Here is an 11854-nt window from a genome sequence, read left to right on the forward strand (position 1 = left end):
GCCTGCTACCTGCGCCTGCGGCGCTATGCTAAGCAATCACCAGCCGTTCGCGCAATCCGGCAATCTGTTCTGCGCTGAACCCCAGTTCTTGCAAGATCGCTTCGGTATGCTCACCGAGCGAAGGGATCGGGCCGAAGACAGGATCAACGCCCTCAAACGTTATAGGAGGAAGCAGCGCCTGGAGCGTCCCAACAGGCGAGTCCACTTCACGCCAGCGTTGACGCGCCTTCAATTGGGGATGGTCCAGAAACTCCTGCATCGTGCGCATCTGGCTATAGGCAATCTGAGCCTGCTCCAGCGAAGCTATCGCCTGCTCCTTTGTCATCTCCAGCAAGCGTGCTTGCAGCAGCGCCTCAAGCTCCGCGCGATGGGTCAGGCGCAAGGCGTTTGAGCCAAAGCGCGCGTCGTGAACCAGTTCAGGCCGACCAAGCACCCACTCGCAGAACTGCGTCCATTCGCGTTCATTCTGGACGGCTATAAGCAGAGCGGACCCATCCCCCAGCGCAAACGGGCCATAGGGCGTAATCGTCGCGTGGTGCGCGCCGCTTCGGCGCGGAGCCTGGCCGCTGTAGGCCGTGTAATACGCCGGAAAGCCCATCCACTCGCCCAGCGCCTCCAGCAGCGATACCTCCAGCGTCGTTCCCTGCCCTGTCTGCGCTCGCATGAATAAAGCGGCCAGCATACCCGAAAAAGCGTACATCCCTGCCCCAATATCGGCCACCGAGATACCTGCTTTCGCGGGCGTATCTCCGCTTCCGGTGATCGAGAGCAAGCCGCTCTCCGCCTGCACCAGCAGGTCATACGCTTTTTTATCGCGGTAGGGTCCAGACGCGCCATAGCCGGAGATGCTGCACACAATCAGTCGCGGAAACGCTTCGCGCAGGGCCGCTGCCCCAAAACCCAGCCGATCAACCGCGCCAGGCGCGAGATTATGCAGAAATATATCGGCATCGGCCAGCAGGCGCCTAAGAATGGCCCGCCCTTCAGGATACTTGAGGTCCAGCGTCAGCGACTCTTTCGAGCGATTGGTCCACACAAAGTAACTCGACATGCCCTTGACGCTCGTATCATAGTACCGGGCAAAATCCCCGCCATCCGGGCGCTCGATCTTAATCACGCGCGCTCCCAGATCAGCAAGCTGACGAGAAGCAAAAGGGGCAGCGATAGCCTGCTCCAGAGAGATTACCGTGATGCCATCAAGCGGTTTCATCAGTACGACCTCGGCAGCTTCAAGACATTCTGCGCAATATAGGCAAGCACAAGATTAGTCGAGATGGGCGCAACCTGATACAAGCGTGTTTCCCGAAACTTGCGCTCGATGTCGTATTCGGCGGCAAACCCGAAGCCTCCATGCGTTTGCAGCGCGATGTTGGCCGCCTGCCACGCCGCATCAGCCGCCAGCAATTTCGCCATATTAGCCTCAGCGCCGCAGGCCGCCTGGCTATCGAAAAGGTCAGCCGCGCGAAAACGCATCAAATCAGCGGCCTGAATATGGGCATAGGCTTGCGCCAGCGGAAACTGAATCCCCTGGTTCTGCCCGATGGGCCGCCCAAACACCACGCGCTGGTTAGCGTACCGTACCGTTCGCTCGACAAACCAGTAGCCGTCGCCTAAAGACTCCGCCGCAATCAGAATGCGCTCGGCATTCAAGCTGTCAAGCAAATAGCGAAACCCTTTGCCCTCTTCCCCAATCAGATGCTCGAACGGGACGCGCACATTGTCGAAGAATACTTCTGCCGTGTGATGATTGATCATCGTGCGGATCGGCTTGATCGTCACCCCCCTTCCGACGGCTTCGCGCAAATCAACCAGGAGCAGCGAGAGTCCCTCGGTTTTGCGAGCGACCTGATCGAGCGGCGTCGTGCGCGCCAGCAGCAAGAGCAGATCAGAATGCTCGACGCGCGATGTCCAGATTTTCTGCCCGTTGACGACGTACCCATCGCCCGCGCGCACAGCCGTCGTGCGGATGCTCGTCGTATCGGAGCCAGCATCCGGCTCCGTAACCCCGAACGCCTGAAGGCGCAGTTCCCCGGCGGCAATCTTCGGCAGATAAACCTGCTTTTGCTCGGCTGACCCGTGACGCAAAAGCGTCCCCATGATGTACATCTGCGCGTGGCAGACGGCAGCATTTCCACCGGAGCGATTGACCTCTTCAAGCACGATAGAGGCTTCTCTGATGCCCAACCCCGATCCGCCGTAGGCTTCGGGAATCAGCAGCGCGAGATAGCCAGCGTCGGTCATTGCCCGCACAAACGCTTCCGGGTAGGCGCGCTGCTCGTCCATCTCGCGCCAGTAGCCATCCCCGAAACGCTCACACAGTTTCCGCACGCTCGCGCGTATGTCAGCTTCCAATTCTGTCATATTCCTTCACCGTTGCCTTCCACAGAAAGAAGAGGCGCTGTTGTCTCGGAGACGGCCTCATGAGAACATGGTGTTTACCCTCGGAGAATACTATGATAGCAGCCGTATGTAGTATACAACGGCCAGCGCGAGCTATCCGCCTGGATAGCCCGCGCGCGATATGCGCGAGGGGTTGGTGTCGTCTTCTTCTAAGTGCGCAGCGTCGGCTCAGGGACCAGATGCCGATAGGCTGAGCGGAGGCTGGCGAGCGCCTCGCGGGCGTGATAGGGATGATCCCCAGCGACAACCTGCGCCGCGTAGCGCAGGAGGACCGCCCTGGCGGCCTCTCTGCTCACCCCGTCATCGCGCAAATGGCAGGCCAGCCAGTATCCCGTCACATTGCGGTTCCCTGGGCGCGCCCGTTCCAGCGCCTGGCTGAGCCAGAACGGCTCGGCTTCTCCTGGGGGCGCCTGGGGATAGGTGCGCACACCCTGACGATTGGGGTCTGTGTGGCGGGCCAGCAGGGAAGACAACCACTCTGGCAGTTCGGCAAGCGGGCGCGCTTCGTCCTGCCAGGCGTAATACTGTCCGCTCAGATGACGCGACGGCGGCGCCACAATATAACCACCATCCCCGCGTACATCCAGACCCTCTAGCCCAAAGAGCCGGGCAATATTGTGAACGCTCCCGCCTGGATGGCGAAAGAACAAATGGCGGCCTCCCCCACCAGTGCGAGCGGTAAGCGTGCCTGGCAGGCGATCATACATAGCCTCCAGCGCCGCCAGCGACTCCTCGCCCTGGTAACGCGCGTCCACATCGAGCGCCACCAGGTCGCTCTCCTTGCCGGTCACAATGCCGACATTGGCGTTGGGCCAGCGACGCCACCACGCCCGGATGATCCCAGGCTCCAGGGCAGCGTCTTTCAAGCCGTGTGCTGTCCTGGGATGTTTGCCCGCGCTGCGTCCACAATCCTGCCCACACGAACACCCGCGCGGAAGCGGCGTATGTACCGGCAGCACAGCCCAGCCGCGCGCCGCATACGCCAGCGCAGCTTCTCCGGGGGAAATGCCTATGCGATGGCCCCCTTTCGCCTACACGAAGCGATCATCCTGAAACAAACGAGCGCCAACACAAACAGACCGGCGAAGTGATGAAGCCCTCTTCATCCAAGTTATGGATCGAGGCAGCGAAACCTGAAAGTAGCTCAGAAACGTTTGTTCTATTACCAGCATACCTCAGCAGCAGCCAGGAGTCAAGGGGTCCGCGCGCCGGGGTTCCACCAAACATGAGGTGTTAGCAAGCGAGGTGTGTTACTTGTAGCGCCGCCTTCCAGGCGGCCACCGCTGCGCCAGGGCGAGCGTTCGCCCTCCAGGCCACGGCGCCAGCAGGCCAGCGTTGAGCCGCCAGGAGGGACGCGCGAGCGACCAACGGGAGCGAGAATGCCGAGGCCCAGCCGAGGCAAGCGGCCCTTCCCGAAGGGGGGCGGCGCTACAAGTGGCCCGCTTTTTGGTGGAACCGCCCCGGGGTATAATGACGCCATCTTCAACACAAGCCACGACGCTTGCGCCTCCCCATGCGGGAGGCATGCCTACAGAAGAACAACGCACTACAGCAAGGAGAACCCCATGCAGCACGACCCTGACACACTCGACGCGCTCCGAACAGATCTAGCCGCGCTCACTGCCCTGCACGCGCCCTCTGGCGCAGAGCAGCCCGTCATTGCCCGGCTGCGCGAACTCTTTCGCCCGCTGGTTGATAGCGTGAGCGTCGATCATATGGGCAACCTGGCAGCCACGCGCGCCGGACCCGCTGACACGCCGCATCTCGTGGTTTCGGCGCATGCCGACGAGATCGGCGCCGCTGTAGCGAGCATCGAACCTGACGGGTTCCTGCGGCTGGCCCCCCTGGGCGGCGTACAGCCCCGCCTGTTGGAAGGGCGCGCCGTATGGGTCGCAGGCCATCCTGGCGTGATCGGCGCTCGCTCCGGGCATTTGACCGCGCGCGACGAGCAGGGCAAAGGCGTCGCCCTCGCCGATCTCTACGTGGACCTGGGAGTTGATGATGCGGCCAGCGTCGCCGCCCTCGGCGTGCGCATTGGTGATCCGGTTGTGGTTCTCTCTGAACTGCGGAGCCTGGCGGGAACGCGCGTCGCTGGCAAGGGGATTGATAATCGCGCGAGCTGTGTCCTCCTCCTCCACCTGCTGCGGCGGCGGCATGGGCAGCCGCTCCCCTGCACGCTGACCGCCCTGGTAGCCGTACAGGAAGAAGTAGGCTTGCGCGGAGCCATCGCTGCCTTCGCCCGCCTCAAGCCTGATCTCGCCATTGTCGTAGACACTTTCCCTGCAACTGGCACACCCGATACCCGCCATCTGGCCTACAGCGCCCGCATTGGTCGGGGCGCTCTGCTCACGCCGGTATCCAATTCCAACTCGGGCGGATTTCTGCTGCCGCACGCGGCGCGCGATGTCTTGATCCGCGCCGCCGAACGTATCGGCGCGCCCTATCAGCTTGCTATCGCTCCTGGCGGGGTCACAGATGCAGCCGCAGCGCACCTCGCCGCCGGAGGCATCGCCACGCTCGAAATCAAACTGCCGCGACGCTACTCACACTCGCCCGTAGAGGTGCTTGACCTCACGGATCTGGCGGCGGCGCTGGCGCTGGTAGAGGAACTGGTCCTCCATCCACCATCTCAGGAAGACCTGGCGTTCCTCCAGACCAGATAAAAGACCTCCCAACAGGGAACCCTCAGCGCGTTACCTCCTGTCTCATCGCTGTGAGTTCGCTACCCTGGAGGAATGTCCTGGAGAGCAAACGAGCGGCTGGCGCACGAACCCAGGCGCCCTAGAGATTAATCTTGGTCTCCAACACCCTGGCATGAAGTTGCACCGCTTCAGCCACCGCCTGGGAAAACGACCGCCAGGGGTCGCTCGCTGGCTCTACAAGCGCCTTGACGCGCTCGTAAAAGGTATTGATCGGGCTGCCCTGGGGGGCAGTAGCCTCGACCTGCACCGTATAATCTTCCGGTGAGACGGTCTCGTTGTACAGCCGCAGCGAGGTAGCCTGCAAGTGTTCATCGAGAAGGATGGCTGCTGCCCCATAGATCGGCGATGGCTCGCGGTGATCGACCACCCAGCCGCCGCTGTTATACACGCTCATCTGCTCGGGGAAGCCAGCAAAGCGCATCTGCTGCTGAAAGGGTTTGTGCGTATGGCCGAAGACCAGCGCCATATTCGGCGGCATAGCAGCCTGCTTGCTCTCGATCTGCAACTGCTCAAGCAGCGGGCCCTCCAGAAACCAGTGCAGCCCCTCCTGCGCGTCGGGACTCAACAACTGCTCTGGTTCGTGTCGTTCCAGGCCGGCTACTCTGCCAAGTGTCAAGTCCAGAATCCACGCCAGTCCCTTCGTTTCGATGCCTTCCGCCCATTTTAGATGGTTATATTTCTTCACCAGGCTGCCCGCAAAGTTTTCGATCAACTTTTCAACCTGATGCTTATCCTGAAGCTTATCGTACAGCAGGCCAATATCACGCCCCACATCGCCGGAGCGGCCCATCGTTGACCAGAAGAAGTCAAGCCAGGCAAAGTTTTCTGCCTCCACCTCCCACACCACTTTTGGCCGCACGCGATCAGGAAAAATCATCGTATTCAAGGTACTCATCAATGAGTAGATGCCTTCAATGTAATGACCATGCGTGAAGATCACACACCGCTGCCCATCGCGGCTGAACAGCGCGTAATTGGGATAGGCCACCCCCACCACCGCATCCGAAAGATGCGGGCGTCGGCGCAGCAGATTGGTCAAGAAATGCTCCAGCACGAAATCGGGCGCAACCATTTTGGTCGTATGCCAGGGGGCCGCCAGAGGCGTCCCTGGGGGAATGCGGGTAATGAAGTTCACATACTGCGTCTCGCGGGCGCTCTCCCAGATGTGATGATCATGGTTGCCGGGGATATAAAGCAGCCGCTTGTCAAAAAGCGCCTCGCCATCTTCGGGAAAAATAAGCTCGACGAAACGCTCAAAGACCATCGCCGCCGTATTGGTCTCCGACAGCGCCATCTCCAGAATATCCCCGTTGAGGATCAGCCGGGGCTTTTCGGGACTGGTATTATGCGCAATCAACTCTCGTAAACAGGCGACAAATTGGACCAGCGCCGGACTGGCTTGAGCGGTCTCAACGTCTATCGAGCCGGGTTTAATGGCGGTCAACACGCTGTTATCTGCGCCAAGATGCAGATCAGAGAGGCAAACGTACCGGATGTCAGGCATCGCTATCAGTCTCCTTTACCATCAGACGACCTTTCCCCGCTTACTGATCTGCTTTGGTGGGCGAGGCATCCTGAGCCTCAGCGCGCGAGGAGCAACAGGAAAGCGCCAGGATCACTGCGATCTGGCTGACCAGCCGCAGCAGTGTTTCCACAGCCCTTAGCATAACTGAGGAATCGCAAGCTGGCAAGAGCCTGCGCGAAGAGCCGGTTCCACCACCTATCGGGCGGCATCACCTGTAGCGCCGCCATCTTGGCGGCCAGCGTTGGCCTGCTGGTCCGCTGGCCTGGAGGGCGCACGCTCACCCTGGCGCAGCGGTGGCCGCCTGGGAGGCGGCGCTACAAGTGACCCCCGATAATTGGTGGAACCGCGAAGGGGGAGGGGCGCCGCTGCCCCAGGAGGATTGCTCATCTGAAACACGCATGCCAACATGGGTTGCCTGTACCGCCGCCGTCCCTGGCGGCGAGACGCTGCGCCAGCGCGGACGTGGCCCTGGGGCGCGAACGTTCCGCTCGTACCGCAGCGTTCAGCGCGATTCGAGATAGCATCAGCGGCGAACTTTATTGGTGGGCCGATGCGATGAGGATTGCGACCAGTAGAGTTCGGTTCGGCTCATCCACTCCTCAGCCATCACCGTCGCCATATCCGCCTGCTCAGCCTCCGCCGGGGCGCGCGGGGTAAATCCTATGGCTTCTTTCACCTGCTGATACTTTTTGGTCGCGCCTTTCAGTGTCGTAAAGCTCGCCAGAACCTGACCCTGGTGGATAACATAAAACTTCTGGGGTTCTGGCGTCCGTTCCGAGTCTTGTTCAATGAACAGATCAATATCAGGGATACCTTGCTTATACATCCAGTGTTTCCTCTCGCCAGGGTCACAGCGTCGGCTTTCTCAAGACGATCAGCGTCTCATAGTACGCGTCAAGTGAGCGCGGGCGCGCGTTTCGGTTCGCTTTATCTAATTGTATATCGTGGAGTGCTTCCACTTCAAAGCCCTTCCGCTCCGCCTCATCGGCCAGTATCTCGGCAACGTTGACAACCTGGAGCGGATCGCGTGTCGCAAATTGATAAAACGTGCTGGTTTTGCCGCTGACCACCACCGCCAGCGCCCCAGGCAGCAGCGCCCGGTACATCTGCTCGAACGTCAGGCGCATATCTAAAAAGTACCGCGCCGTCGGCTCCGCTTTGATGGCCCGCAGTTCATCCTGACGCAGCCAATCCACCACCCGGCGCTCTTCAGCGGTCAGTTCATCAGAGCCTATCCCACCGCCATCCATCGAGCCTATCGCATCATCAACCAGATCGTCCACATCCACATGATTCCTCATTTCCAGGGCAATCAGGGACGGCGCGCGCGCTTTGGCATAGCTTTCTCTGCCGCTGGACGCGGGCAGATAGGGAGGCGAGGTCACGACAATATCAAATCGCCCCACCTGCTCAGGGATATTCCGCGTATCAGCGGCGACGATCTCGGTATCGGCAAAGGCCAGGTGAATCGTCTGGCGCAGCCACTCGCAGGTGGCCGCCACCTTGACATAATGCGCTAACGATACGCTAAACATCTGGGTCAGCGACGCCTTCGCAAAGGTCAGAGAGAAACGTCCAACGCCCGTCCCTAAAAAGCGCATACGAATCTTGCGCGCAATGGCATCCGACATCAGGACGCGAAACACATGGCTCACGCGGGGATCACACCCGGCAATCGCCACCTGCATGCGCGCGATGTCTGCGCTGAGCCTGCCTGCTATCTCCGCAGACATGCGGCGGTTTTTCATCAGCCAGGCGGGAAACGTGATGGCGCTGTCAGGCGTCTCCGTAATGAGGGGATCAAATAAAGAAAGCTGCCCCGATGCCCGCGCATCGAGTCGAGCGATGGCCGCAGCGGCTTCGCTCGCCAGGAGCGCGCTTTCCAGGTGGACCGCCGCGAGCTTGGCATGGGCGATCATCACCGACAGCGGATCAATGTCCAGCCCGACGCCCGGCATCCCCAGCAGCGAGGCTTCCAGCAGCGTCGTTCCACTGCCCACAAAATTATCGAGCACGCGATGCGGGCCTTCTCCCAGGCGGATCGCGCACACATTGAGCATGGCGCGCGCCATACGGGGAAAGAACTTGGCTTTGTAATAGTGGATGTCGTGCGACAAATGCGAGGTCGTTGATTGGGCCGAAAGGGCCGCGCTGGCAAGCTTCGTCGCCTGGTGGTCGCCGGTTCTTTCGAGGATGGCATCCAGAACCAGCGTCAGATTGCGCTTCGTATCCAGAATGCCCCGCGAGTGCCTGGCGATCACATCTGAGAGTTCGATCAGCGCGTAATGTGGCAGCGCCTGAATAATCAGTTGGTCCTCAGCCAGACGGTACGACAAGACCGGCCCCAGCGTCTCCAGACGCTCAGCCAGCGCCTCTCGCGCAGCCTGAGAGTCCGGCGCGACACAGTAGATACGCTGGATAAAGGAAACGCGCTGGACCAGGCGCGAGAGCCGAGAGAGCGGCCCCCAGGCCACATACCCCTGCGTTCCACTGGGGCGGGCAAGGTGATCGAGCGCGCCGAACCCCTGTAACCCGGCCAGGCGCGGCGCGAGGCGCAGGGCATCGCGCATCTGGTCCAGAGTCTCCACTTTCCCAGGCAGGAACGCTTCCAGTTCCATGCGCGCCAGCAGCAAATCCCCTTCGAGAGCAATGTTGCGGCGCAGCTTAAAAATGAAAACAGGACATTGAGGGCCGCCGGATACATCTGAAGAATGTGCTGCCACCTGGCGCTTCCTCGACTCATCTTTTCACCCATCATATCACGCCAGAGGAAGCAGCGCCGCTGCAAATCTTCTCAAGTCCAGGCCCAATTGCTGATCGCTGGCATATCCTCCAGATGCTCGCGCGAGTAGGCCACCGCCTGGTTTATCAGGTTGTTGCACTCGGCCATCAAGCCCTGAGCCTGCTCGCGCAGGCGCGGCACACGCCGCAGCGCCTCGATGCAGAGATGATAGCGGCTCATGCCGTTCATCACCACCATATCAAAGGGCGTGGTCGTGGTCCCTTGCTCGTTGAAGCCGCGCACATGGAACCGCTCCGCATGGGGCTGCCCATGCACAATCTCGTGAATCGCCCGTTGATAGCCATGAAAGGCAAAAATGACCGGCTTCTCAGCGGTAAAAAGCTCAACGAACCGGGTTTGATCCATGCCGTGTGGATGAAAGATACGTGGGAACAACGTCATCAGGTCCACCACGTTGACGACGCGCACCTTCAACTCAGGAACACGCTGGCGCAGCCACCAGGCCGCCGCCACCGTCTCCAGGGTGGGGATGTCTCCGGCGCACGCCAGCACCACATCGGGTTCCTGGCCCTGGTCGTTGCTGGCCCACTGCCAGACCGAAGCGCCCCGCGTGCAGTGTTCAATGGCTGCCTCCATGTCCAGCCACTGCAACTGAGGCTGCTTGTCAATCACAATCAAGTTCACATAATCCCGGCTGCGCAGGCAGTGATCGGCGACCGAAAGCAGGCAGTTGGCGTCGGGCGGTAGATAGATGCGCGCCACTGTCCCACGCTTGGAGAGCATCACATCAATCAGCCCTGGCCCCTGATGGCTGAAGCCGTTGTGGTCGTTGCGCCAACTGGTGGAGGTGAGCAGGACGTTGAGTGAGGCAATCGCCTCGCGCCAGGGCAGCCTGACGCTTTCTTCCAGCCATTTCGTATGCTGCACCGTCATCGAAGCCGACACCATCGCAAACGCTTCGTAGGTGGCAAACAGCCCATGCCGTCCGGTCAACAGATAGCCTTCCAGCCAGCCCTCGCAGAGATGTTCGCTCAACACTTCCATCACCCGGCCAGCGGGCGAGACATGATCGTCAATAGCGATGGTCTTGCCCACAAAGCAGCGATTTTCGACCTCAAAGACATTGCCCAGCCGGTTCGAGGTCGTTTCATCGGGGCAGAACAGCCGGAAGTTCGCCTGCTGCGCATTGCGCGCGTAGATGTCGCGCAGCAGCTTGCCGAGCTGGCGCGTGGACTCATGCTGCTCCGTCGCCGGATGCTTCACCGGCAGCGCGTAGTCGCGGAAATCGGGCACGTCCAGTTCTACCAGCAGCTTGCCCCCGTTGGCATGCGGGTTCGCGCCCATGCGGCGCTCGCCCTCTGGCGCGAGTTCGGCCAACTCAGGAATCAGCCTGCCGTTCTGGCCGAAGAGTGCTTCAGGCTGATAGCTGCGCATCCAGGCTTCAAGATGGGCCAGTTGGCGCGGATCGTCGCGCACTTTGCCCAGCGGCACCTGATGCGCGCGGAACGTGCCTTCCACCGGCAGCCCATCCACTTCCTTTGGTCCGGTCCAGCCCTTGGGCGTGCGCAGCACAATCGCGGGCCAGCGTGGCCGCCCGGAGACGCCTTTCGCCCGCGCCTCCCGCTGAATGGCGCGAATCTGAGCATAGCAGCTATCCAGCGTCGCGGCAAACTCCTGATGCAGCCGCATGGGATCGTCGCCTTCGAGAAAATAAACCGCGTAGCCGTTGCCCTCCAGGATGCCGCGCACCTCCGCGTCACTTGAACGGCCCAGCACCGTTGGGCCAGCAATTTTGTAGCCGTTGAGATGCAAGATGGGCAGCACCGCGCCATCTCGCGCGGGATTGAGGAAGCTGGTCCCCTTCCAGGAGCCTGCCAGCGGCCCCGTCTCGGCTTCGCCATCGCCCACCACCGCCGCGACGATCAGGTCCGGGTTGTCGAAGGCTGCGCCAAAGGCATGGGTCAGGACATAGCCAAGCTCACCGCCTTCATGAATGGAGCCGGGCGTGGGGACACTGACATGGCTGGGGATGCCGCCGGGCGTCGAAAACTGGCGGAATAACCGCCGCAGCCCCTCGCTGTTCTGCGGGATGTCTGGATAGATTTCGGAGTATGTCCCCTCCAGATAGACGTTTGCTATCAGCGCCGGACCGCCATGACCCGGCCCGGCCAGGTAAATTATATCCACAGCCTGCTCTTTGATGAGCCGGTTCAGGTGGACATAAATGAAACTCAAGCCAGGCGACGTACCCCAGTGGCCCAGCAGACGCGGCTTGATGTGCTGCGGGGTAAGCGGCTCACGCAGCAAGGGGTTGTCTTGCAGGTAGATTTGTCCGATGGTCAGATAATTGGCGGCGCTCCAGTAACGCTGCATCTTATCCAGCAGTTCTGCTGAAAGCGGCCCTTTGGCCGGGGCTGCTGGCGGCTGGGGGACTTTGCCGTGCCCGCGAACCGTACTGGAGATGGTGGTATCAAATTGAAGCAT

General features: G+C 61.0%; 9 protein-coding genes. 2 read left to right on the forward strand and 7 right to left on the reverse strand.

Going from position 1 to position 11854, the window contains the following annotated elements; translation table 11 throughout:
* Window positions 1-28 precede the first annotated feature (28 nt).
* The 3 genes from VH599_17360 to VH599_17370 form a co-directional block, all read right to left on the reverse strand.
* Window positions 29-1210 carry a CaiB/BaiF CoA-transferase family protein gene (locus tag VH599_17360; GenBank protein HEY7350090.1) on the reverse strand — a complete coding sequence of 394 codons (1182 nt, stop codon included), beginning with the start codon at window positions 1208-1210 and terminating at the stop codon, window positions 29-31.
* On the reverse strand, window positions 1210-2361 hold the full coding sequence (locus tag VH599_17365; protein HEY7350091.1) for an acyl-CoA dehydrogenase family protein: 1152 nt from the start codon (window positions 2359-2361) through the stop codon (window positions 1210-1212). Before VH599_17365 ends, VH599_17360 begins: the two co-directional genes overlap by 1 nt.
* A 188-nt stretch (window positions 2362-2549) precedes the next feature.
* Window positions 2550-3413: a bifunctional DNA primase/polymerase gene (locus VH599_17370; GenBank protein HEY7350092.1), complete on the reverse strand. Its 864-nt coding sequence runs from the start codon at window positions 3411-3413 to the stop codon at window positions 2550-2552.
* Between the two features lie 552 nt (window positions 3414-3965).
* On the opposite strand from VH599_17370, the gene VH599_17375 reads away from it, so the two are divergent.
* Window positions 3966-5063 (forward strand): hypothetical protein, encoded by a 1098-nt coding sequence (locus VH599_17375; protein ID HEY7350093.1) that lies wholly within the window; start codon window positions 3966-3968, stop codon window positions 5061-5063.
* Between the two features lie 118 nt (window positions 5064-5181).
* Here the strand turns inward: VH599_17375 and VH599_17380 are convergent, their stop codons facing one another.
* Window positions 5182-6606 (reverse strand): hypothetical protein, encoded by a 1425-nt coding sequence (locus tag VH599_17380; GenBank protein HEY7350094.1) that lies wholly within the window; start codon window positions 6604-6606, stop codon window positions 5182-5184.
* Window positions 6607-6920: 314 nt separating this feature from the next.
* On the opposite strand from VH599_17380, the gene VH599_17385 reads away from it, so the two are divergent.
* The gene (locus tag VH599_17385) at window positions 6921-7148 is read left to right on the forward strand and encodes a hypothetical protein (GenBank protein HEY7350095.1); all 228 of its coding nucleotides are present in this window, start codon (window positions 6921-6923) and stop codon (window positions 7146-7148) included.
* A 2-nt stretch (window positions 7149-7150) separates the two neighbouring features.
* Here VH599_17385 and VH599_17390 read toward each other — a convergent pair whose 3' ends face one another.
* The 3 genes from VH599_17390 to VH599_17400 all read right to left on the reverse strand — a co-directional run bounded on the left by VH599_17390 (window position 7151) and on the right by VH599_17400 (window position 11854).
* Window positions 7151-7453, reverse strand: coding sequence for a hypothetical protein (locus VH599_17390; protein ID HEY7350096.1), 303 nt, complete (start codon window positions 7451-7453; stop codon window positions 7151-7153).
* Window positions 7454-7475: 22 nt separating this feature from the next.
* On the reverse strand, window positions 7476-9350 hold the full coding sequence (locus VH599_17395; protein HEY7350097.1) for a hypothetical protein: 1875 nt from the start codon (window positions 9348-9350) through the stop codon (window positions 7476-7478).
* A gap of 71 nt (window positions 9351-9421) precedes the next feature.
* Window positions 9422-11854: a phosphoketolase family protein gene (locus VH599_17400; GenBank protein HEY7350098.1), complete on the reverse strand. Its 2433-nt coding sequence runs from the start codon at window positions 11852-11854 to the stop codon at window positions 9422-9424.

Source organism: Ktedonobacterales bacterium (assembly GCA_036557285.1).
Taxonomy (GTDB): domain Bacteria; phylum Chloroflexota; class Ktedonobacteria; order Ktedonobacterales; family DATBGS01; genus DATBHW01.

Coding starts and splice junctions, on each gene's coding strand:
- VH599_17360 (HEY7350090.1), bottom strand. CDS start 1,210: ATGAAACCGCTTGATGGCATCACGGTAATCTCTCTGGAGCAGGCTATC.
- VH599_17365 (HEY7350091.1), bottom strand. CDS start 2,361: ATGACAGAATTGGAAGCTGACATACGCGCGAGCGTGCGGAAACTGTGT.
- VH599_17375 (HEY7350093.1), top strand. CDS start 3,966: ATGCAGCACGACCCTGACACACTCGACGCGCTCCGAACAGATCTAGCC.
- VH599_17380 (HEY7350094.1), bottom strand. CDS start 6,606: ATGCCTGACATCCGGTACGTTTGCCTCTCTGATCTGCATCTTGGCGCA.
- VH599_17390 (HEY7350096.1), bottom strand. CDS start 7,453: ATGTATAAGCAAGGTATCCCTGATATTGATCTGTTCATTGAACAAGAC.
- VH599_17400 (HEY7350098.1), bottom strand. CDS start 11,854: ATGCTTCAATTTGATACCACCATCTCCAGTACGGTTCGCGGGCACGGC.